This window comes from Arthrobacter sp. SLBN-122, assembly GCF_006715165.1.
Lineage (GTDB): Bacteria > Actinomycetota > Actinomycetes > Actinomycetales > Micrococcaceae > Arthrobacter.
Genome location: NZ_VFMS01000001.1, coordinates 1,986,653 through 2,008,686 on the forward strand (window position 1 = coordinate 1,986,653; position 22,034 = coordinate 2,008,686).

22 protein-coding genes are annotated in these 22,034 nt (G+C 61.0%); 1 reads left to right on the plus strand and 21 read right to left on the minus strand.

Going from position 1 to position 22,034, the window contains the following annotated elements:
• Positions 1 to 70: 70 nt before the first annotated feature.
• Positions 71 to 490, minus strand: coding sequence for a VOC family protein (locus tag FBY36_RS09305; RefSeq protein ID WP_142118785.1), 420 nt, complete (start codon positions 488 to 490; stop codon positions 71 to 73).
• Complete coding sequence (locus tag FBY36_RS09310) at positions 487 to 936, minus strand: helix-turn-helix transcriptional regulator (RefSeq protein ID WP_142118786.1); 450 nt, start codon at positions 934 to 936, stop codon at positions 487 to 489. Before FBY36_RS09310 ends, FBY36_RS09305 begins: the two co-directional genes overlap by 4 nt.
• Before the next feature lie 256 nt (positions 937 to 1,192).
• Here FBY36_RS09310 and FBY36_RS09315 point away from each other — a divergent pair, with 256 nt between their 5' ends.
• Positions 1,193 to 1,597 (plus strand): CBU_0592 family membrane protein, encoded by a 405-nt coding sequence (locus FBY36_RS09315; protein WP_142118788.1) that lies wholly within the window; start codon positions 1,193 to 1,195, stop codon positions 1,595 to 1,597.
• Positions 1,598 to 1,630: 33 nt separating this feature from the next.
• On the opposite strand, the gene FBY36_RS09320 is transcribed toward FBY36_RS09315, so the two are convergent.
• From FBY36_RS09320 to FBY36_RS21135, 19 genes are all read right to left on the minus strand, one after another.
• Positions 1,631 to 2,236 carry a PAS and ANTAR domain-containing protein gene (locus FBY36_RS09320; protein WP_235008776.1) on the minus strand — a complete coding sequence of 202 codons (606 nt, stop codon included), beginning with the start codon at positions 2,234 to 2,236 and terminating at the stop codon, positions 1,631 to 1,633.
• A gap of 216 nt (positions 2,237 to 2,452) precedes the next feature.
• Entirely contained in the window at positions 2,453 to 3,802 is a 1,350-nt protein-coding gene (locus FBY36_RS09325; RefSeq protein ID WP_142118793.1) for an MFS transporter, read from the minus strand.
• A 160-nt stretch (positions 3,803 to 3,962) separates the two neighbouring features.
• Positions 3,963 to 4,760 (minus strand): IclR family transcriptional regulator, encoded by a 798-nt coding sequence (locus FBY36_RS09330; protein WP_142118795.1) that lies wholly within the window; start codon positions 4,758 to 4,760, stop codon positions 3,963 to 3,965.
• A gap of 97 nt (positions 4,761 to 4,857) precedes the next feature.
• On the minus strand, positions 4,858 to 5,595 hold the full coding sequence (locus FBY36_RS09335; protein WP_142118797.1) for a fumarylacetoacetate hydrolase family protein: 738 nt from the start codon (positions 5,593 to 5,595) through the stop codon (positions 4,858 to 4,860).
• 17 nt (positions 5,596 to 5,612) lie between these two features.
• Positions 5,613 to 6,665: a D-2-hydroxyacid dehydrogenase gene (locus FBY36_RS09340; RefSeq protein WP_142118799.1), complete on the minus strand. Its 1,053-nt coding sequence runs from the start codon at positions 6,663 to 6,665 to the stop codon at positions 5,613 to 5,615.
• A 264-nt stretch (positions 6,666 to 6,929) separates the two neighbouring features.
• Positions 6,930 to 7,235 carry a putative quinol monooxygenase gene (locus FBY36_RS09345; protein ID WP_142118801.1) on the minus strand — a complete coding sequence of 102 codons (306 nt, stop codon included), beginning with the start codon at positions 7,233 to 7,235 and terminating at the stop codon, positions 6,930 to 6,932.
• Positions 7,236 to 7,329: 94 nt separating this feature from the next.
• Entirely contained in the window at positions 7,330 to 8,367 is a 1,038-nt protein-coding gene (locus tag FBY36_RS09350; RefSeq protein WP_142118803.1) for a carbohydrate kinase family protein, read from the minus strand.
• Positions 8,368 to 8,759: 392 nt separating this feature from the next.
• Entirely contained in the window at positions 8,760 to 9,851 is a 1,092-nt protein-coding gene (locus FBY36_RS09355; protein ID WP_235008777.1) for a glycoside hydrolase family 172 protein, read from the minus strand.
• A 37-nt stretch (positions 9,852 to 9,888) separates the two neighbouring features.
• The gene (locus tag FBY36_RS09360; RefSeq protein WP_142118805.1) at positions 9,889 to 10,776 is read right to left on the minus strand and encodes a carbohydrate ABC transporter permease; all 888 of its coding nucleotides are present in this window, start codon (positions 10,774 to 10,776) and stop codon (positions 9,889 to 9,891) included.
• Positions 10,773 to 11,678 (minus strand): carbohydrate ABC transporter permease, encoded by a 906-nt coding sequence (locus tag FBY36_RS09365; RefSeq protein WP_142118807.1) that lies wholly within the window; start codon positions 11,676 to 11,678, stop codon positions 10,773 to 10,775. The genes FBY36_RS09360 and FBY36_RS09365 overlap by 4 nt, the downstream gene beginning before the upstream one ends.
• An 85-nt stretch (positions 11,679 to 11,763) precedes the next feature.
• Positions 11,764 to 12,690: an ABC transporter substrate-binding protein gene (locus tag FBY36_RS09370; protein WP_268815553.1), complete on the minus strand. Its 927-nt coding sequence runs from the start codon at positions 12,688 to 12,690 to the stop codon at positions 11,764 to 11,766.
• Positions 12,594 to 13,079, minus strand: a complete 486-nt coding sequence (locus FBY36_RS21010) for an ABC transporter substrate-binding protein (RefSeq protein WP_268815554.1) — start codon at positions 13,077 to 13,079, stop codon at positions 12,594 to 12,596. The genes FBY36_RS09370 and FBY36_RS21010 overlap by 97 nt, the downstream gene beginning before the upstream one ends.
• Positions 13,080 to 13,174: 95 nt before the next feature.
• A complete protein-coding gene (locus tag FBY36_RS09375; protein ID WP_142118809.1) occupies positions 13,175 to 14,212 on the minus strand; it encodes a LacI family DNA-binding transcriptional regulator in 1,038 nt (345 codons plus the stop codon).
• A gap of 615 nt (positions 14,213 to 14,827) precedes the next feature.
• Positions 14,828 to 16,171 carry a hypothetical protein gene (locus tag FBY36_RS09380; protein ID WP_142122569.1) on the minus strand — a complete coding sequence of 448 codons (1,344 nt, stop codon included), beginning with the start codon at positions 16,169 to 16,171 and terminating at the stop codon, positions 14,828 to 14,830.
• Positions 16,172 to 16,291: 120 nt separating this feature from the next.
• Complete coding sequence (locus tag FBY36_RS09385; protein ID WP_200830473.1) at positions 16,292 to 17,338, minus strand: ABC transporter permease subunit; 1,047 nt, start codon at positions 17,336 to 17,338, stop codon at positions 16,292 to 16,294.
• On the minus strand, positions 17,335 to 18,864 hold the full coding sequence (locus tag FBY36_RS09390) for a sugar ABC transporter ATP-binding protein (RefSeq protein ID WP_142118811.1): 1,530 nt from the start codon (positions 18,862 to 18,864) through the stop codon (positions 17,335 to 17,337). The genes FBY36_RS09385 and FBY36_RS09390 overlap by 4 nt, the downstream gene beginning before the upstream one ends.
• 65 nt (positions 18,865 to 18,929) lie before the next feature.
• The gene (locus FBY36_RS09395) at positions 18,930 to 19,892 is read right to left on the minus strand and encodes an ABC transporter substrate-binding protein (protein WP_142118813.1); all 963 of its coding nucleotides are present in this window, start codon (positions 19,890 to 19,892) and stop codon (positions 18,930 to 18,932) included.
• Between the two features lie 351 nt (positions 19,893 to 20,243).
• Positions 20,244 to 21,299 (minus strand): LacI family DNA-binding transcriptional regulator, encoded by a 1,056-nt coding sequence (locus FBY36_RS09400; protein ID WP_142118815.1) that lies wholly within the window; start codon positions 21,297 to 21,299, stop codon positions 20,244 to 20,246.
• Between the two features lie 425 nt (positions 21,300 to 21,724).
• Positions 21,725 to 21,991 carry a recombinase family protein gene (locus FBY36_RS21135; protein ID WP_142118817.1) on the minus strand — a complete coding sequence of 89 codons (267 nt, stop codon included), beginning with the start codon at positions 21,989 to 21,991 and terminating at the stop codon, positions 21,725 to 21,727.
• Positions 21,992 to 22,034: the final 43 nt, after the last annotated feature.

Consider the following 22,034-nt stretch of genomic DNA (forward strand, 5'->3'; position numbering starts at 1 on the left):
GCGCCCACGGGAGGCTGCGCTGGCAGCCTCCCGTCGGCGTCGCCCGTTATATACGTGGCTGGTTACATGCCTACTGCTGCTGGTTGATCCGGACCGTGTTCCCGGCCGGATCGCGGAAGGCACAGTCGCGGATTCCGTACGGCTGGTCGATGGGTTCCTGGACCACGTCGGCGCCGCTCGCCTCGACTTTGGCGAAGGCGGCGTCCACATCAGGAGAGGAAAGAACGATGGTGGCGTAGGTGCCCTTGGCCATCATCTCGGTGATGGTGCGGCGTTCGTCGTCGGTGATCCCGGGATCCACAGCCGGCGGGTGCAGGACGATGGAGACGTCCTTTTGGCCGGCGGGGCCAACGGTGATCCAGCGCATGGTGCCGCGGCCCACGTCATTGCGGATTTCGAAGCCCAGGGCGTCGCGGTAGAAGGTCAGCGAAGCGTCGGGGTCGGTAGCGGGAAGGAAGGTTGAGGAAATGTTGATGTCCATGGCGGTCATGCTAGTAACGGCTCGGTGGCCGGCGCTTCTCGATTCCTGACCGGTCTGGTGACCTGCTTGGCCACGCAGGCGGGGATTCCCGCCGTCGCGCTTTGTGCTTCCTGTTTATAGACGCTGGGCGGCATGCCCACCAGTTCGCTGAAGCGGGTGCTGAAGGTCCCCAGGGAGGAACAGCCGACGGCGAAGCACACGTCAGTGACGCTGAGGTCACCGATGCGCAGCAGCGCCATGGCCCGTTCGATGCGGCGGGTCATGAGGTAGCTGTAGGGGGACTCACCGTAGGCCAGCTTGAAGCGCCGGCTGAAATGACCCGCGGACATGTGGACATCCCGGGCGAGGGATTCGACGTCGAGGGGCTGCGCATATTCCCGGTCCATCCGGTCCTTGACGCGCCTCAGCTGGGTGAGTTCGCGGAGGTAGGGATCAGATACGGGGCTGGTGGTCACAGCTCTGATCGTGCTACGCGGCAAGGGTCTTGTCCACCCTTCAGGCAGCGGGGAACGGCGCGTCAAATGAGCGCTTCGGTGCGGGGTATGATTATGCCGCCGCCAGCGAATGAGGTCCTCGCCCTAACAGGGCTCGAGGCAACGCAGACCTGGATGCTGCCGGTCCTTCCAGGACGGCATCCGGCGCAAACCAAACCTTGAATTACCCATCTTCAGCCCTGCCCATACTGCGCAGGGACCACTTTGGAAGGACGCCATGGAACTGCTGTGGGAAATTGCCGGCTGGGCAGGCGCGGCGGCGATACTGAGTGCGTACCTCGCCGTTTCCATGGGCTGGCTGAAGGCCGGCAAGGGTTTCCAGACGGCGAACCTTTTCGGCTCCGTGGCCTTCATCATCAACGGCACCCTGCACGGGGCGTGGCCCTCGGTGGTCACCAACGTGGCGTGGTTCCTGATCTCCGCAGTGGCACTGGTCCGCATGCGCTCCGAAAGCCCCGTTGCTCCCGTTGAGCCGGCGCAGGTTCAGTACCCCGGGGTCTCTGACACCACCGGCCAAATGGCTGTTGTGGAGGCCCTGAACGGTTCCATACCGGTTGTAGCTTCCAGGCCTGCTCTTGCTTCCGCGCCTGTTGTGGCGGACGGGCCGCGCCTCGCGTTGTAGGATTCGACGGCGGTCCATGCCTGGGTGCGGCCGCTACAGCAGGGGGTGGTCCTGGTCCTTCGGGTCACCGCCCTGCGCGGTGGCCCGTTCCACGATTTCCTGGGCGATGGCGTACACCTTGCGGTTCGTATCCTGGCTCAACTGACTGATGAGCTCAAAGGCCTGCTCCGCGGTGACCCTGGTGCGCCCCATCAGGATGCCCTTTGCCTGTTCGATGACTGCCCGGTTGCGGGCCGACGCTACGACTGCCTCGGTGGCGAGTTGGTGGCGGTCCGTATGGATTGACTGCGTCAGGTCCACCACCACACCCCAGACGCCAACTGCAGTGTCCCCTTCAAGGATGTAGTCCGCAGAGTACAGGAGTTTGTGCTGGCGGTTCTTGCGGTCCCGAATGGACACGTAGATGGACGATGGCCCGCCTGCCGAGGAGACGCGTTCCCAATAGGCATGAACCCGGGGCCGGTCATCCGGCTCGATGTGCGCCATTGCCATGTCCATGGACGGGACAACTTCGCCGCGCTCATACCCGTACATCCGGTACAGGCTGTCAGACCAGCGGAAAATGCCGTCTGAGAAGTAGTACTCGACGAGTCCGGTGGGACAATCGAGGAAGTCCTCGTGCGGGATATGGCCTGGCACAAGTCCTGGAAGCTGGCTGCTGGGAATCACTGAAGGGGCCGTTCGACGTGGCTGTGTCCTGGCCGCCCCCTGGACCGGATTCAAAGGACCAGAATACCGCAGGGTCCGTACTTTGCAGGGGCCGCTGGTCCCCTCGGTGGGGCTGGTGCCGGACGCCACAGATCCCGCACCCTTGGGTGCGGGATCTGTCCGGCGAAGGCGGGGTGGGGCGGTTGTTTAGGCGGCGTCCTCCACGACCACCAGGTCGCGGCCATTCGTTTCCGGGGTGAAGAAGGTGGTGATGAACGAGATTGTTGCCAGGGCCAGCGAGTAGATTGCCGGGACCAGCCAGGAGTGGTTGGTTGCGGCGAGGAGGGCAACGCCGATCATGGGTGCGAATCCTCCGGCGAGTACGGCGGACAGTTCGCGGCTGAGGGCCACTCCGGTGAAGCGGTGCTGGGAGCCAAAGAGCTCCGGCAGCAGGGCGCACTGCGGGCCAAGCATGGCCTGGACGCCAAGGGCGATGCCCAACACCATGACGATCCACACCAGGGTGACGTTGCCCAGCGTGACCAGGTAGAAGGCCGGCAAGGCGATAACGGCCTGGAAGAGTGCGCCGTAGCGGTAGACGGGAACCCTGCCGAAACGGTCGGACAGGGCGCCGAAGGTAACAACCATGACCGCAGCGAAGCCTGCGGCAATCAACAGGCCCGTGGGGCCGATGAACTTGTCGCCGGCGAAGACACCTGCCGGCATGCTGATAAAGGACACCAGAAGCGCGGAGTAGATGGAGGAGTTGCCGTTTTCCCCCATCCGCAGGCCAATGCCTATCAGCACGTTCTTCTTGGAGTGCTTCCAGATCTGGCCTACGGGATTTTTGGCCACGGCCTTGTGCTTCTCGAGTTCCTGGAAGACCGGGGTCTCTTTGAGCCGGAGCCTGATGAAGACGGCGATCGCGATCAGGACGACGCTTGCCAGGAATGGTACGCGCCACAGCCAGGCCTGCAGGGTTGCCTTGTCCGCCAGCGCCATCAGGGCAAAGGTCCCCGCACCCAGCAGGGTGCCCAGCTGGATGCCAACGAACGGCAGGGAGGCGAAGAAACCACGACGGCGGCGCGGGGCCACCTCCGAGATGAGGGTCGTGGCGCCTGCCTGCTCGGCACCGGCGCCCAGGCCCTGCAGGATGCGCAGGCTCACCAGGAGCACAGCCCCCAGCATTCCCGCCTGTTCGAAGGTGGGCAGGAGGCCTATGGCGCAGCTGGACAGGCCCATGAGGCCGATGGTCAGGATCAGCACCATCTTCCGGCCGAACCGGTCGCCAATGTAGCCGAACACCACGCCGCCGAAGGGCCGGGCGGCGAAGCCGACGCCGTAGGTGGCGAAGGAGGCGATGACTGCTCCACTCTCACCCAGTGGTGCGAAGAAGAGCGGGCCGAAGATCAGGGCCGAGGCAAGGCCGTAGATGTAAAAGTCGTAGTACTCCAGGGCGGAGCCCACGGAACTGGCAAGAGTTGCCCTTCGCAGCTGGTCCGGATCGACGGTGGCGCCGTCCGCGGTGGCCTGCGGTGAGTTAGTACGAGTTGTCACGAAAACTCCCTCTAATGCACTCCAAGCCCCCGTTGGCCTGGTGGGATAGCGGCAACACCTATTGCGTCGATCACTATGCTGAACACAATACAGCACACTGAACAACTGGCAACAGTCTTTTTGGTTTCTTACGTCCGGGGATGCCTGGCCCTTCAGTTAGTTAGCCCATCGGGTTGCCCAGCGAGTGGGCCAGCTCCTGCAGCTCCTTGACTATCTGGGAACCCTGTTCCGGCGTGTAGGTGGCCTTGAGCGCCGTTACGGACAGGCCCAGGCTGGGACCGTGCGCGCCCCGCGTGGGGACGGCGACGGCCAGGCAGACCACGCCGGTGGTGGATTCTTCATCCTCGAAGGCGAAGCCCTGCTCGCGGATTTCCCGCAGCTGGGCCTTCAGTTCCGTGCCCGTCCGCAGGGATTTTGGCGTGAGGACGGGCAGTTCTGCGTCATCGGGGAACATCTCCTCAATGTCGTGCACGTTCAGCCGGGCGATCAGCGCCTTGCCCACTGCGCAGAGGGACACGGGCATCTTGTCCCCGATGTTGGAGGTGAGCCGGACCGCGGGGTGTCCCTCGTACCGGGCAAGGTAAATGACGTTGTTTCCGTCCAGCATGGCGATCCGGACCGTCTCGCGGGAAAGGACGGAGGCTTGTTCGCAGTAACGGTAAAACTCCTGGACTTCGTCCATGCGGCCCAGGTAGGCGGCACCCAGTTCCACCAGTTTGCGGCCAAGGGTGAACTCCGCGCCCTGCCTGCTGACCAGGCGCGCCTCCTCCAGGGCCAGCAGGAGGTTGGAGGTGGATGACTTGGGAATTCCGACTTCGCGCGACAGGTCGCTCAGTGTCAGCCGGCCGGTTGCCGATGCGGCCAGGGCATCCAGGACGGCTGCGGCGCGCGTGACGGCGGGAGCCGGAGAAGCGGTTCCCGGTTTATCGGATGAAGCGGGAATGGGGGAATCGGCCATGATTCTCCTTAGGTTGCCGGGCGGGCTTCGCTGGTGTTCAGTCAACTGAACGTTATCCATATTAAGGCGTCGCGGCGTCCCCCGATGCTGGGCCGGCTCAGGCCACGGCGCTGCTCAGGGTTCCGATTTCCTCCACCACAACGTCCACCCGGTCGCCGGGCGTCACGGGTACCGCGGTGCCGGGCGCTCCGGTCATCACCACGTCGCCGGGTTCCAGCGTCAGCCATGAAGTGACGTAGATGAGGCAGTCCACCACCGTGGAGGGCAGGTTGAAGGTCCCGGAGGTGGCCTTGGGTGTCCCGTTGACGTAGACGTCGATGGCCACCTTCTCGGGATCCGGGAGTCCGGTTTCTATCCAGGGGCCCAGGGGCGTGTAATTGACGCCCGCCTTGCCCTGGAAGTTCCGCTCGTCCACCGCGTTCTGGTCCACGTTGGTGACGTCATTGACGCAGGTGTAGCCGAGGACGTGCGCCAGGGCATTCTCCGCAGTCAGGTTGGTGGCTGTCCTGCCGATCACGACTGCGAGTTCACCCTCGGCATTGACCACGCCTTGGTCCCGGACTGCGGCGATGGCGTCACCCGGGCCGGCGACCGTGTGGACGGACTTGTGCCACGCCTGGATGGGCAGGGGGTGGTCATTCAAGGTCCGGTTGTGGCCAATGCCCAGGACGACGGCGGGCGTCACCGGGGCGAGGAACGTGGCCTCGCTGTGTGCGGTGGCGTCGCCGGTGTAGCTGAGGGTTTGTGCGAACGGGTCGGCGATATGGTGCCATTCCCCGGCCCGTTCAACTGCATACTGCGGGCCTGCTGCCGTTTGGATTCTGGCGATGCGCATCGGTACTCCGCCCCGTCTTAGTAGAAGTGGACGGTGTCCACGAGGTGGGGGAGGTCCCCGCCGTCGAGGAACGTCCGGAGGTTGGTGCAGAACCGTTCGGTGATGAGGCGGTTTTCGGCGGCGCTGAGTGCTGAGGTGTGGGGCGAGACCATGACCTTGGGGTGGTTCCACAGGGGGCTGTCCTGCGGCAGTGGTTCCACGGCGAAGACGTCAAGGCAGGCGTAGCCCACCTGGCCGTTGTCCAGTGCGTCCAGCAGCGCATCCTCGTCCACCACGGTTCCGCGGCCTACGTTGACGAAGGTGGTCCCGGGCTTCATGGCGGCGAACAGGTCCCGGTTGAACAGCTTCTCCGTGTAGGCGGTGCCGGGCAGGGTGTTGACGACGGCGTCTGCCGTGGCCAGGAGGGCGGGAAGACCGGCGTTGTCCACAACCAGGTCTATCCCGTCGATGGGCTCCACGGTCCGCTTGCTGCCGCTGACTTTCATTCCCAGCGCCCGGGCGATCCGGGCGGTTTCCAGTCCGATTTCACCGAGGCCGCTGATGACCAGGTTTGATCCGTTGACCAGCCGGGTGGGGACCCGGAGGCTGGGCCAGGCCTTCGCCGCCTGGTCCTGGGCAAGTTCGGCGCTGCGCTTGAAGCCGTTGAGGATTCCCATCGCTGCGAACTCTGCGAGGGGCAGGGCGTGGACCCCGGCGGAGGTGGTGATCTTGAACTTCTGCAGGACATCCTGGCTGAGCCCTGATGCCTTGACTGCTCCGCCCGCCCCGGCCGCCATGGCATGGACCCATTGCAGCCTTGGATTTTCCCGGGCGATGCGGGCCAGACCCTCAGGGTTTTCGTTGGGAAAGCCGTAGAGCACCTCGGCGCTGTTGAGCATTGCCCAGTAGCGCTCTTCCTGTTCATTCGTCCGTTTGAAGCCGGGATCCCCCGTGTGGTCGGCCGGAAAACGTTCAGGCGGCAGGAGGTCCGGCTGGTAGAGGACCGTTATGGACGGATCAACGGCGCGGATCTGGTCCACAAGCTCTGCTTCGAGCGGGACGGCGATGGCCACGGTCTTAGGGGAAGTCATTCGTCCAGCATAATGGGTAGTGTTCGGCATATTGAACAAAATTGATAATTGACGTCTTAGGGGAGCGGGTCCGAAGGCGACTGTGTCAGATTAAAATCTGTAACCCTGGCATCCGCGCGTCAGGAATGGGAAAACCGGACTTCAACCGGACGCGTTTCAGGTAATGACCTGATGTCAGGTTTGGGCGTGCCCAAATGGGGCAGCGGAAAAGCTTTCGCCTCTGTGGGAAAATGCGAGTGCCCCGTTCTTATGGGGGAGATCGTTTCAGAGGCGGTTAAGCCAAGTGAGTTGCGACCTGTCCTCGAGGATCAGTGGTGCGAGTGCTTCGTTGAACGTCGCTCCATAGCTGGCGTTGATGTGGGCTTCGAAGGCTGCGGCGTCTTTGTACTCTTCATAAACGAAGAATCGTTCGGGGTGTTCTGTCTCCCGATGTGCGATAAAGAGGATGTTTGCAGGTTCCTCACGAACCTGCCGTGCCAGGTCATTGATGAGTGTCTCCACGGCGTCTGCGTGTCCAGGCAATGCGGTGAACTCTGCGTAGAGCACCCGCCGATCCTGGTTTGCGGGCATGGTCAAAGGCTTAGCTCCTGACGGTTTTGTTGTTCTTCTAGTGTTGGGCTGACCAGTGCGTCAGTGACGTTGGGCAGGCGAGGCCCACCGAGGACTAACTCGAGGCGTGGGCGGCGTTGTGATTTTCGGCCCGCCGGATTTGCAGTTGTGGGACTGAGGCAGGACAGGTTGCGGTTCCTATTTCGTCGAGGCGTGGAGGATTGGCACCGACGCGTGAGCAGGTGATGCCGGAGGCTTTGGTCGCGTAGCGCAGGATGGGGAGCAGACGTTCGCGGTCAAGCCTCATGAGGTCGTCGCGCTTGGATGAGCCGAGGAGGTCCAATTGGTCGAGGGCAGCGATAAGTGCTGCCATAAACGAGTCACCGGCACCCACAGTGTCGGCCACTACGATGGTATATGCGGGCAGCTCGATACGGGATTGTCGGGTGAGGGCGACAGGTCCCAGAGCGCCGCGAGTCAGGATGACAAGTGCTGGTCCTAGTTCCAGCAAATGCTGCATGGCCATGTCAGCACTTACGTCCGGGTACAGCCACTGCAGGTCTTCATCACTAGCCTTCACGACGTCGCTGATCCCGATGAAGCGCTCCGCTTGTCTGCGGGCAAAACCAACATCCTGGATGATGGTAGGCCGGCAGTTTGGGTCGTAGCTGATGGTTGCCTTTTCCCTGGCGTCGCGTAGCAGGGTGTGAACGGTCCGTGCACCCGGCATAAGCATTGTGGCTATTGATCCGGTGTGCAGGTGGGAGGATGTTTCGATGGCGGCCGATGCTGCCAGCGTGCCGTTTGCCAGGTCCCAGTCAAGGGAAAATTCGTAGGTGGCGCTGCCATCAGGGTCGACGGTGGCTGTGGCTGTGGAGGTGGGAGCTGTTCCCCCGGTCAATACTTCTACGCCGTTGTCCTTGAGGTGCTGGGCAATCAGGTGGCCGTGGTCGTCATTGCCGAAATGCGTGACGAGCCGGGTTTGTACCCCAAGTCGTGCGCACCCCACTGCAACGTTCAGTGGACTTCCACCAACGTGATCACTAAGTGCCGGGCCGCTTTCTTGGGATCGAATTCGATCCACGAGAGACTCTCCAACTGTCGTAATGATGTTCCCGCTCCTGTCGGGTGCGGGGAGTTCGAGGGACGCCATGTCGCAAAGATCCTTACTTGTTCTGCTTGGCAAAGTGCTAATGCTGCTGGTCGGGTGAACCTTGGCGAAGAGCCACCGGGGTTCGGTAGTTGGGGTGTTTTTTGGGTCGCTGGCGCTGGCCTTCAACTGCAGTGTTCACTGGAACAATCTGTACACATTAGTGACTGAGGGTCCTTACAGGGACACCGGAGCATCTTGCGCACATGACCTTCGACGACCGCGGGCCTTCGACCTGCTCGGGCGCGGAGTCGACGTCATAGCCCAGCACCGTGTCGGCCTGGGCGCTACAGCAGCTGAGGTGCAGTCGTCGGCTACTTCCGGCCCGGTGCGGAGCCCGGCGCAGATCCATTCGAGTCTGCGCCGGGTTTCGACGGTCTCCTTTGTCTCGGAATCTACCTCGGCCAGCGGTGCTGGGCGACTGGAAGCTCAGGGAGGACTTGGTTCACGCCGTCTTGATACCAGTAGGCGGTGGTGGAGATGTCGTCGCTGCGTTCGAACAGTCCTCCGTGATCCCAGGTTCCGATTTGCTGCACGGCCACACGTAGGCGCTCCTGGAAGTAGATGGGGTCCGGGATGTGCCAACGGTAGATGCCATGCATGGGAGGCATCCCTGGGTGGAAGGGTGCGGCCTTGGTTCGGTCAACGGTCTCGTGGAACGGGTAGCCGAAGTAGGGAGCGTTGAAGGTGAGGATCTTGGGGTCAGGAACGCTTCGTAGCTCATCCTGGAATGCCCAGGCTCCGCCGGCGTAGTCCTCCAGCCCGGTGCTGCACAGGGTGGGGTAATCGGTGTCGTCGTCTACGTAGAATTTGACCTCTCCCTCGCCCCACCAATAGCGCTGCAGGGAAGCAAGGGCTACGTAGGTGCCAAGATACTTTCCGCGCCCTTGGACGCCGTCCAGGATTACGTGGTCTTGTCCAAGCGGGAGGTTGCCGTTTGAGCGGCGCCATTGTGCGTGGAAGTACATGGCATCTGCCACGTCATCGCCGATGGTGTAGTCAATCTGGTAGAAGAAGTGGGTGAGTTCTCCTCCGTGCTGGTTCTCGATCGTGATGCGGGCTCCTTCGCGGAACGGCATCGGTATGAAGCTGTTCATGCCACCGGTTGGCGCAACCACAATAGGTTCTGAGGTGACGAGCGCTCTCTGGGCGAACCCGTTGCAGAAGAAGTCTCCCAGGGGGACTTCGACGCTGGGGGTTTCGGAGTTGTCCCAGTACATGCGTAGGACGAGATCGCGGAGGACAAACGGGCCGGCGTCGGTTCGGTGGTCCACGGTCAGCCAGATGTGCCGGATGACGCCAGGTCCTTCGATGTCGGCGAGTGTGGCCGTCGTGCCCGAGGGGATCTTGATCCAAGCCGAGCCCTTCCGGCCGGGGCCGAGGTTTGAGGAGGCTTTCGCTCCCTGCCCGGGCAAGCCTGTGAAGTTTTCGGCGTTGATGGAGCGGCTGCTGACGCCGCGAGGCATAGTGGCCCATGCGATGGTCACTTGGGGTTCCTTTCGATGGAGATCTTAGCGTGATGGCTTACTTAACTGCTCCGGCTGCAACGCCGCGCACCAGGGTGCGCTGGAAGAGCAGGAAGAAGACGAGAGTCGGCAGTAACGACATGAGGGAGCCGGCGTTAAGCACTGTGATGTCGATGTTGTGCTGCCCGCGGAGGGTGGCCAGGGCGATGGGTATTGTCTGGGACGACTGGTCGGCCAGGAGCACCACCGGAATGTAGAACTCGTTCCAGGTCCAAATGAAGAAGAACACCACCAGGACGGACAGGCTCGGCCGCAGGATGGGTACCAGCACTTTCCAAAGGATTTGCCACCGGCTGGCTCCGTCCAATTGAGCAGCCTCAATCAATTCCTCGGGAATGGCACCCATGACGCTGGCCAGCAGGTACGTCCCGTATGCCGCTTGCAGGACGGAGAAGACAATGATGACGCTCCAGACCGTGTTAAAGGTGCCTGTGGCCTGCGCGCCGTAGAACAACGGGTAGATCAGGGCCTCGTGAGGGAGCATGGTGGCCACCAGCAGCACCGCCAGGACAATCCCGTTGGCTTTCACGCGGCCAACACCCAGCGGGTATGCGCTCATCAGGGAGAGCACCACTGCTATCGCTGCTACGAGCAGTGAAATGACCAGGGAGTTCCAGAAGGCCTGGCCGAAGTTGACCCTGCCGAGATAGTTGATGAAGGCATCTATGGACAGGGATGTGGGCCAACTAAGCGGCCCGTGGCTTGAGTAGTCCTGCGTGGACTTGAAGGCGTTCAGGATGATCAGGCCGAAGGGCGCCAAAATTGCGATGCCCGCAATGACAGCCACGGTGAGCAGCACCCATTCGCTGGGTTTCCGGCGCTGCGCTCGGGTTTGGGTAGGGGTGGGCGTCAGGCGGACTTTCTCCCGAGTTTGTGTGGCGCTCATATTGTTTCCTGCCTGCGCTGCCACCACAGCATGAGCGCTGCTATGGCGAAAATGACCAAGGCCATGACGGTGGAGATCGCCGAACCGTAGCCCACTTGGGACAGTTCAAAGAAGTTTCGGTAGGCGTAGTAGGACGGAACGACGGTTGATCCTTCCGGTCCACCTCCGGTCAGGATCAGGATGGGGGCAAAGACTTTTAGTGCTGCCACCGTTGCGGTCAGGACCACAATGAAAATCTCTGGCCGAATGGTTGGTACGGAGATAGCGAGGAACTGACGCCATTTGCCGGCGCCGTCCAGGGCAGCCGCCTCGTACAGCTCGGGATCGACCCGGGACAGGGCAGCCATGAAGATGACCAGAGGGTAGCCGATCTGGAGCCAGACGAGCATTAGCATCACCGCGTAGATGGCAAGATCAGGGTTTCCCAGCCAGTCCGGCCCTCCCATCCCAATGGACTGCAGGAAACTGTTGATGGCGCCGTTCGAAGGATCCAGGATCCAGCTCCACATGAAGCCAGCAACAGCGATCGGCAGGATCTGTGGAAGGTAGTAGGTTGCCCGGAGAAAACTGGCGATCCTCGGTCCGAACCGTCTGCCAATTGTCTCGGTCAGCAGCGCCGCCAGAAGTAGGCCGATCACTGTTGGTATCACGACCATGGCAATCACCATGAAGATCGAGTTTCGGAGGGATGTCCAGAATTCGACGTCCGCGAACAAGGTGGCGTAGTTATCCAGGCCGTTCCAGCGCATCGGCGCTGCCCCTCCTTTCCATCGGAAAAGAGAGAAATAAACGTTAGTTCCAAAGGGGATACCGACCACGGCCAGAAAACCGATGAAGATCGGCAAGAGATATAGCCAGTAGCCGCTCGGTCGGCGCAATCGTGGCGCCAGTCCATTGCTCACGGCAAATTCCATTCGTTAGGGGGTCACGGGGTTGTCCGGGAACGGGGTGGAGCCACGGGTGCATGCCACCCCGTTCCTAAAAGGGCTAGTCCTTGGTGCCCTTGTCGTAGAAGGTCTGGAGAGCGTCCAGGTACTGGGAGGCCGTTTCGTTCTTGTTGGACATCGACTGCATGTGGTTCTGGATGAAGTCCAGAAAGCCTGGCACGGGGTAGTCCGGGTAGAAGGACAGGGTGTCGGCTGCTACAACCTGGTTGAACTTCTCTGTGAGTTCCTTCGTCAGGGGGTCTGAGATGACATTGATGTCTCCTGCCAGCGGCAGGCCACCCTTCTGCCCGATCAGGTTCTGAACTTCCGGGCTGAGCGTGGTTTCAATCCAGTCGTAGGCCAGGTCTTTGTTCTTGGACTTTGCAGGAACTCCCCAAAGATGTCCGGATGAGCCCATGGAGAGCTTTGCGCCCGGCATGATGAAGAATCCCCAGTCGAAGGAAGCATCCTTTCGGATACGGGCAAACATGCCGTTGTTCCAAGGGAGCATGCCAGCCTTTTCCGAAAGGAAGTTAACGGTGGCTTGCTCGAATGACAGACCACCGAGCTGGTCGCCCATGTATCCTTGGTCGATCCACTTTTGGAATCGCTCGGTTCCGCTTTTCCAAGCACCGGACTGGAAGACAACTTTGTCTTGGATGAACATGAAGTCGTCAATTTCTTTACGGCTGGCTTCTGCGGAGACCAGCGAGTACCAGACCCACATTTGGTTGAAGCCTTGGCTTGTGCTGGCTGAGCTGGAAATCGGCACCTCTCCTGCCGCTTTCAGCTTGTCCATGGCTGATTCGAAGGAGGCCAGGTCCGTGGGCACCTCCGTGATGCCTGCCTTAGCGAACTTTGCCTTGTTGTAGTAGAAGTACACGTACTCGCCTACGTTGGGAATTCCGTACCAGTTCCCTGAGCCGGCCTTGCCCTCCTCGTCGTATGGGCGAAGGCAGACATGGAGCCTGAGACTTTTTTGTCCCATCCAAACTTGCTCACCGCGTCGTCGAGTGGCTCGAGCAGCCCTTGCGAAGCGAGCTGGCCGCCGTCGGCGTTTCCTTTGTTGAACTCAACGACATCGGGGACGTCGTTACCGCTGAGGAGAATCTTCGAGTTTTGCCGAAAGGCGTCGAAGCTGGTCTGCTGGACATCTACCGTGAGGTCGGGGTGCTTGGCTTTGAACAGTTCGACCGCCTTCTGCCAGCCTTGACCCTGTGGGGTCGTCGGATCTTCATACTGCAGAATCGTGAACTTGCCGGTGCCGCTGCTGGCCGATCCAGCCTGTTGGCCAGGACTGCATGCTGTCAGTGCCAGCGCGCTGACGCTGAGTGCGCCGAGGCCTCCAAGGACCTGACGTCGGGTAATTGATCGCATGTGCGAACTCCTCTCTGAGTTGTTGCCGGTGCCAGTTCTTAGGCAGGGCTGAGTATCCGTAGCGGTCGGCTCGGATGTTGTTTCGGTGGAAGGGACTATGACGGTAGCTGGGCTACAGAGCCGCGTTCTACAAGTGGGCAGTGTGCAAGGTGGGAGACCGGATCGCGGGGTTCACGGGCTTCTTGGCTGCGCCCGATAAGGCGCCTCGCCGCCCAGTCACCCATCTCGTGGTGGGGCAACTGGATGGTAGTCAGTGGTGGCAGGAGACTTTCGGCAACAAAGGGGTGGTTATCAAACCCAACTAGTGACAGGTCCTCCGGGATCCGCAAACCCAACTGCGCGGCAGCCTGGTAGGTGCCGAAAGCTAACTTGTCCGAAAAACAGAACACTGCGGTGGGACGGTCAGGCCTGCTGAGCAGTTCCAGCGTTGTTTCCCTTGCGGCAGCGGCGGTGAGTTCCGTGGCGGCCACGTGCAGCGCCGGATCCGGCACCATTCCTGCAGTGCGTAGGGCTTCTTCGTATCCACGCCGGCGAAGTTTCGTTGCTATGTACCGCTCATCGGCAAGGTTGCACATTGCGATGCGGCGATGGCCAGCCTGAATCAGATGTCTAGTGGCGGTAAAGGCTCCTCCCACTTCATCCGGCACCACCCAATCCGTGACTGCCGCCTCGTCTTCGGGTCGCCCATCGAGCACCACAATAGGCAGCGACCGTGGGACACGAGGCAACTTCACGTAGCTGTGATAATCAGGTGCGACGATCAGGCCTTCGATACTGCGCTGGAGGAGCGCTTTGACCGCAGGCGCCTCCAGCCCCGTCATTCCAACTGTGTCAATAAGCATCAGGAGGTACCCAAACTCGGCTGCGGCCGTCTGGGCACCGGCAATCATTGGTCCAGCAAAAGGCGTTGATGCAACACCATCCGAAAGCAGTCCGATGGTTAATGACTGTTTGGTCTTGAGACTTCGAGCCAAAAGGTTGGGGACGTAACCAAGGTCATCGGCGACCGCCCTGATCCTGGCAGAGGCTTCCGGGTTGACGCGCCCGTCACCCCTGTCATTGAGGACAAGCGAGACGGCAGAAATCGAAACCCCGACTTCCTTAGCAATGTCTTTGAGAGTGACCAGCGACATGATTTACGAACCTCCTTTCGGTTCTGGCGTCAATCGTTTGATAACTGACCTCAAACGATTGATGTAACTGTCAGTGAGTCAAACGATTTGACGCAATGGCGTTATCAGACTGTTACGTATCGCATGGGTCTTAGGTTTCATGTCTAAGGCAATAATTTGGGCATGCGGACGTGTGGGACGGGATCCCCAATGCCCCCCCACCTTAAAAGCAATTGCAAGAGGGCCGGTCGGTCGAGCATCGCTTTTCCTTCGGATTGTCGTGATCCCTATCGATGCTCTGGAACCATTGCATGTTGCCTTGAAGGTCCCGCCGGTCTTCGCTTCATGCCCCGTGACAGCTGTCAGCCGATTTGCGTAGCCAAGCAGCTCAGAAGGTCCGGGGAAGATTTCAGAATTTTTGGCGTGCGTAGGGGCCGAGCTGAGTCGTTGCCTTCAGTCCGGCAAAGAGTCCGGCCAGCAAGAATCTTTCCGGCCGGCTCCAACGGTATCGGCCGCGTGTACCTTCCGAGCCGGTATCCAGACCATTTCCTGGCCGGAGATACGTTGTCATGGGGCGTTGAGGCATCGGAGGCGCTGTGTGTAGGCATGGGCTCCGCTACAGCTGTGCGGCGGCGGTTACGCCAAGCCGACCGCGGGTGCGGTCTCCAATTGGTCTGCGATATGCTGCCAGCCATTGCTAAACATGCCGTAGGCGGTTTTGATTTGGACGCCCACGGCAAGTTCTGGGCATTCGTTTTCGGCGTTGGTTCCCCAGTTGACCCACCCAGACTGGCGTCGCTGAACGATTTGGAAGGCTCCTGAGGGTTCGGAGGTCCACCAAATCATGGTCCTGCCGAGTTCTGAATGGAGTTCCGCAGTTTTGGAGGCTGGTCCGGGGAAGACGGTCTCGTGCGGCAGCGCGGAGACGTCGACGGGGGCGTCCGTTATGGTCCAAGTCCTGTCGGGGAGATCTGCGAGCACGTGGGAGCTTGCCCGGACCCGGGCGAGTCGTTCGCGGATTTCGTCGTTGTCCAGGGCGCCTTCCCAGCTGCAGAATAAGCGCCAGTACAGGTCCCAGTGGGCGGTTTCGATGTTCCCGGTGAGTTGGCGGCGAAATTCCTGAAACTTAGCAGTGCTTGAGGTGGAGTTTGCGATGGTTTCATCGACCATTTGGGCGAGTTCCCCGGCGTAGGGGTCACCGGAGCGGTACCTTGTGCCGCCGTATGCTTCGAAGCGGTCAAAAACCACGTCGCCTTGGCCTGCTTCAAATTCGTCACCGACGGTGATCTTGTTGGTTATTGAGCGTCCGTTGATGACTGTTTGGAAGTCATCCACCTGGTAGCTGCGGGTGAAGTAGGGCGTGCCGTGGGTGAATTTCCAGTCGATGGCAAACGCTTTGCCCTTGAGCTCTTCGAGCAGCCCGTCAGGGACGGTTCCGTGCATCCGGTAATGGTGCAGGATGGGGCCGCGTTCGATGGTTTCGATTTCGACGGTGGTGTGCTCGGGCGGGTTGATGAGGCCGTTTTCGGGGGTGAAGAATGGGCCGTAGAAACCGCCGATGGCGTTATTGCCTGAGGGCAGCAGGTCGATGCCTTCTTTTAACGTTGCGAAGTGACGCAGTCCCCATTTTGACGAACCGGTACCCTCGGCAGTACCTGAACACATTTCGAGGTCGAAGTACCCCGTGTCCAGGCGGACGAATGCGTCGGATTCGACGGGTTCACATTCGTTGATCCCTTCGACGTGCCCGGTGAGCGGTGCGGCCAGGCTGAACTCCATGCTTCCTTCAAAAGTCACTACCGTGATGAACGTGGTTTTACCGGGTTCGGGTTGGGCGTTCAGCCGCTGGCAGATAAGGGTTTCTCCGGCGCTGGTCGTTGCCGTCCAGAGGTTTTCAGTGAGTTCGGCGCCGACAGTGAAGGTCACTGGCTCGTTGATCCGGTAGCCAGGAAGGGCGTCCTTAACGGCGATGGTGGGCATTGCCACGGGTTTTCCTCTCGAGTTTTGGGTGTGGGACTCCGACCCGGCCACTTGAAGAATGTGACCGGGTTGTCCCGTCAGGCAGGCAAGACGCTGCCGTGATCGCGTTTGGTAGTGCTCTTATGCCGGTGTCTGGGCGGCGAGGGCCCTGGACCACGGCAGGCGGAGCGAGCGCTGCTTCAGGCTGTCGATAGCCACCGCGAGGATGATGACAAGGCCCTTAATCAGCAGCTGAGTGAAGAACTGGACGTTCATCAGGATCAGCCCGGTGCTGAGGACACCGAGAATGATGGACCCGATCAGGGTGCCGTAAATCCGTCCGCGACCGCCGACGAGGCTCGTGCCGCCCAGGACGACGGCGGCGATTGCGTCCAGTTCGTATCCGGTGCCGGCTGTGGGCTGGGCGGAGACGACGCGGGCAGAGAAGATGACTCCGGCGAGTCCGGCGCAGACTCCGGCGATGACGTAGACGGAGGTGATAACGCGTTTGACGTTGATGCCTGCAAGCCTGGCGGCCTCTGCATTGCCGCCTACGGCGTAGACGTGTCGGCCGTAGCGGGTGCGCTCAAGGACGAACCACGCTGCGACGTAGACAATGATCATGATCACCACGGGCACTGGGATTCCGGCCAGATAGCCGTTGCCAATGTCCCGAAAACTGAGCGTGTTCGAGACAATGGGCTGCCCGTCGGTCATTGTGTAGGCCAGACCCCGTAGGAAGGTCATGGTGCCGAGGGTGACGATGAAGGCGGCCAATGCCAGGTAGGAGCTGAGCAGTCCGTTAATCAGCCCGGCGACCGCCCCGGTCAGGACGCCGACGAGGATTGCGACCGGTGCTGGCAGACCTGCAATGCCAGCCATTACCGAAGAGACTCCGGCGACGGCCAGAATGGAGCCGACGGAGAGGTCGATCCCGGCTGCGAGAATGACGAATGTCATTCCGGCAGCGAGAATGGCGTTGATTGAAATTGACCGGGCAATGTTGAGCAAATTGTTGACGCTGGCGAAGTTCGGTGCGATGACAATCATGAGTGCCACGAGTGCGATCAGGACTACGAGGATGCCGACGCGGTCCCACCAGTAGGCGAAGTCGAAGCTGCGTACGGGCTTAGGTGCCGTTTCTGGCAGGACGTCCGCGTCCTGCGGGTTTAGAGCCTGGTTAGTCATTGGAATTCTCCGTTTGTCTGTGCTGCGGTACCGGTGGCGTGGAACATGACGTCCTCTTCGTTGGCGGTGCGTGAGTTGAGTTCGTGGACGATCCGCCCGGACCGCATTATGAGGAGCCGGTCGCTGATGCCTATTGCTTCGGGCAGGTCTGAAGAGATGACCAGAATGGCCTTCCCTGCCTTGGCGAGGTCATTGATGACTTCATAGATCTCGCTTTTCGCGCCGATATCCACGCCCCTTGTGGGTTCGTCGAGGATCAGCACGTTGGATTCGCGCATCAGCCACCGGGCCAGGACCGCCTTTTGCTGGTTGCCGCCAGAAAGCGCGCTGACCGGCAGGCGCAGGGCGTTCTGCCGGAGGTGCAGGCGTTCCATCTGCCTTTTCACGGCATTCCGGATTTTCGTGCGTTGGAGCACTCCGGCGTTCACGTGGCCGCCGAGGGAACTGATGGCGATGTTGTCCTCGACGGTGTGGGACACGAACAGGGCCTGGTCTTTGCGGTCTTCGGGGACCATGGCGATTCCATGGGCGATCGCCTGGGCGGGGCTGGAGGCAATGGCCGTCTTGCCTTGCACTGTGACGGTGCCACCGCGGGGCCGGTCTGCGCCAAAGATCATCCGGGCCGTTTCCGTACGGCCGGCTCCGATGAGTCCGGAAAGGGCGACAACCTCGCCCGAGCGGACCTGAAAGCTGAGCGGCCCGATGCCGGCTCCGTCGGTGAGTTCCTTGACATCCAACATGACATCGCCAGGGCTATGCCGGTCATGGTGGTATAGGTCCTCAAGGTTGCGTCCCACCATCATCCGCACGACATCGGGAGGGCTGATTTCGGCCTTTTCGCGGGTTCCGACGTACGTCCCGTCGCGGAAGACGGTGACCCGATCAGCAAGTTCCCAGACCTCTTCCATACGGTGCGAGATATACACGAGACCGACACCTGCCTCGCGCAATTCGTTGATGATGGCGAAAAGGTGCAGTGTTTCGCTCCGAGAGAGGGCAGCCGTTGGTTCATCGAGTACCAGGATCTTGGCGTTTTCACTGACTGCCCGGGCAATCTCCACCATCTGTTGCATGCCCACGCTGAGCTGGCCGAGCTCGGTCCGCGGGTCGATCCGTGCACCGACCCTTGCCAGCTTTTCACGGGCTTGGGCGATCATGGCGCGGCGATCGAGCGCCCCGAATTTGGTGGATGGCTCACGTCCGAGGGCCAGGTTCTCGGCAACCGTCATCGCCGGTACCGTGTTCAGCTCCTGATGGATGATGGCTATGCCGTGGGAAACGGCCTCGTATGGGGAGCGGATGTCGATTTCGCCGCCGCCCATCAGGATGCGTCCGGAATCGCGGGTCACGTTTCCGGCCAAAATCTTCATCAGTGTTGATTTGCCCGCCCCGTTCTCACCCATCAGGGCATGAACCTCACCGGCACGCAGATCGAAGTGGACGTTGTTGAGCGCGAGGGTAGCGCCGAAGCGCTTCGTGACGCTTTCCAGCTGCAACAGCGGCTGGTGGGAAGGTGTTGTAGTCATGGCGGCCTATTCTCGGTCCGGGTTGTGTGGGGCCCTGTGGGCCCCACACGGGCAATGGGTGCGCTCTACCAGCCTTTGTACTGGTTGACGTTCTCCCGCGTCACGAGCTCACTGGGGATCAGAATGGTGGTTTCCGCCGGGGGCTTGTTGTCGATGATGTTCTGGGCAACCTCGACGGCCTTGCGGACCATCTCCGCAGGGTTCTGTGTCGCGGTTCCGATGAAGGGCGATCCCGGCTGCTTGAGTTCGGCCACTGCTTCCGGGCTGCCGTCAACGCCAGTGACTTTCACCGTGCCGTTCTTGCTGGCCTGCTGAACTGCCAAAACTGCGCCCAAAGCCGACGGGTCATTCATGCCGAAAACCCCTTGTACATCCGGGGTTGCGGTGAGCATGTCTGTGGTTACAGCGAGGCCGGAAGCACGGTCGTTCTTGGAAGCCTGTTGCCCGACCACTTTGATGTCAGGGAACTTCTTGACAACGTTGTTGCAGCCGGTGATGCGGTCCCGGATGGTCTGGAGCGGGGTTCCGTCCACCAGGAGAACATTGCCCTTCCCTCCCATCTGCTCGAACAGGTACTGGCAGGATTTTTCGCCGGCCTGTACTGCGTCTGTCATTACGACGGCGTCGGCGCTCTTGGCCGGAGTGTCCACGGCGATGACAATTATGCCCGCCTGCTTTGCCCGCTCAATTGCCGGCTGGATCCCGTCCTCGTCCACCGCGCTGATGACGATCAGGTTCACGCCCTGCTGGATGAAGGTGTCAATCTGTGTATTCTGATTGGCCAGGTCAAGTTGGGCGTCCTGGGTGTTGGCGGTGGCACCGATCTTCGCGGCAGCTTCCTTGGCGCCCTTGTCCATGGCCGAAAAAAACGGGTTAGACATGTCCTGGACCATGAGGCCGATTTTCTCGATCTTTGTCGGCTTGCTGGCGCCGGGCTGGCTGTCCCCGGAGCTGCAGGACGTCAGGCTGAGCGTGGCCATTGTTGCAGCGGCTGTGAAAACTGCCGACTTCTTGAAGAACTGGTTCATTTTCGGATCTCCTTTGAACCGGAACCGGCGGGGCCATGACGGCCGCCAGGTCCGTGAAAAAACGTGGTCGATTGTATTGGTGGGAGGGGTTACGTCTGGGTCGCTGTGCGAAAACCGGGCTTTCGGGTAAGTTTTCGCGGCGTCACGTACCTCTGGGGTGTAGCAGTCTCCGCCGGACCAGGCCTTGCCCGGGACGTGTCGGAGGGTAAAGCAAGTGGCTTGTGCCGGGCTGGCGGGTCGGTTCCTGTCGCACCGGCGGTTGAAAGGGGACAAGTGATGACGCCACGGCCACCGTGAACTGATGGCCGGCGGTAACCTTGGCTGCTACTGTTCGGTCGGCGAGGAGCTGGGTCAGCACCCGCAAGACTGTCGCACGATTAAGTCCGCGTTCACCTCCCGGCGGTCCTCGGGACGGTAGTCCGGCACTGGAGGTTCGCCCCGCCGTTCAGCGTCCAGCTGCCCATCGAGAATTCGGGTTAGCGTCTCGGCGGCCAGCACCCCGATCGATTCGCTGTCCTCATCTACCACTGTCAGCGGCGGAGCCAGCAGCGGCGCCCAGGCAAACTCGTCGAAAGCTATGAGTGCCACCTGGGCGGGAACAGCAATTTCACGTTGCTGGAGTACGGTGAGGACACCGTGCAGCAGGGGGTTGTTACCCGCTATAATCGCCGCTGGCAGGGTCTGGCCGGGGGCATCCAGATAGCCGGACAACGCCTTATGCGCCGAATCGGAGTCGTTTTCCGTCTCCAGGACGTGCAGGGCGGCCCCATGCTTGGTCGCCGACTCTCTGAGGCCGCGCTCCCGTTCGGCCCGCGTGGACCAGCGACCCGGATAGGCCACAAAGAGCCAATCCATATGCCCGTGTTGGGCCAAGTGGGCTCCGGCCTTCATACTCGCCGCATAGTTGTCCGTGAGAATGCTCGGGACTTGTGTGGCCTCTTCCGGCGGCGCTGAGTCAACGAAAACCACCGGGATGTCCCAGCTTTCCAGGAGCTTAATGTTCTCCATACTCAGCGTGAGGGTGGTGATTATGCCCGCGGTGCGTGACTGGATCAGATCCTGAACGATGGCATCTTCGACCTGGGCGGTGTAGACGCCTTCGGCGGCGATGTCCGCCACGACGGCATTCCGGCCAGAACCCCTCAGGACCCGCTGAATGCCCTTCATGAGGTCCAGATAGTAGTAGTTCGAAGTGCTCGCCGTGATGACCGCGATCGAACTGCGCGATTTCTTGCGGAGTTCCTGCGCGGCGCGGTTAGGGACGTAACCCAGCTCCCGGGCCGCCTTCAACACAAGTTTCCGGCTCGCATCCGAGACATCGGCACCGTTGCTCAGGGCTCGCGAAACCGTGTAGGAAGAGAGGCCTGTGACTTCACTCAAGTCCCGCAACGTGGGCTTCTTCGCCATTATCGCGACCACTTTCTAATCGTTTAGGGAAAGGTATCGCAAACTTCCAGTTGCGTTACCTAAAGGATTAGGGTTAACCATAGGTGTGACTGCACCCACACGTCAATAGCGTCGGCTTCTCCTAATTCGCAGGACGAACTACAGTCGTCCCGGTGCTTGGGTCCGATGAGGGAAGGGGCCGTCGACTGTACTCCCAGTACAGCCCCAGAGCTGGTCAGTTGCGCCTCCCGCGGGTTCGACGGCAGCACGTTCGGGGTGTGAGGTCTTTTCCGCCTTTGGCAGGCCCGCGCTGCTCGTCCAGCGATGCCCTCCCTATGGCGTGCTGATGAGGGAGCGTTCAGATTCAGCAATGACACCCATGAAGGAACATGAGGTTGGCCATGGGGAAGTGCCCACGGTTAAAGACCAGGCTCTCCTTCACGACTTCACAAGCACGCCTTGCGTCTCAGGCCCTCAGCGAGAGTACCTAAGCCATCGAGGTTGCGGGCGAGGCAGTCCATGGTGTGGAGTACGACGGTGTTCTCAGCGCGGGCGAACCGCAGCCGTTCCGTCAGTTGTGGCCTGTCGGTTTCCGTGCCGGAGGACTCGTCCGTGAAGGCCCAGTCCAGAACCTGGCGTTCGGGCTGGCCCCTTTTCCTCTCTGGTCCAGCGTGCTCACGTGCACACTCAGCGCGCCGTCCATGCACCGGCACCTCAAACCCTCATCCTGTCGCTGAGTTTTAGGCCCGTGCCAGA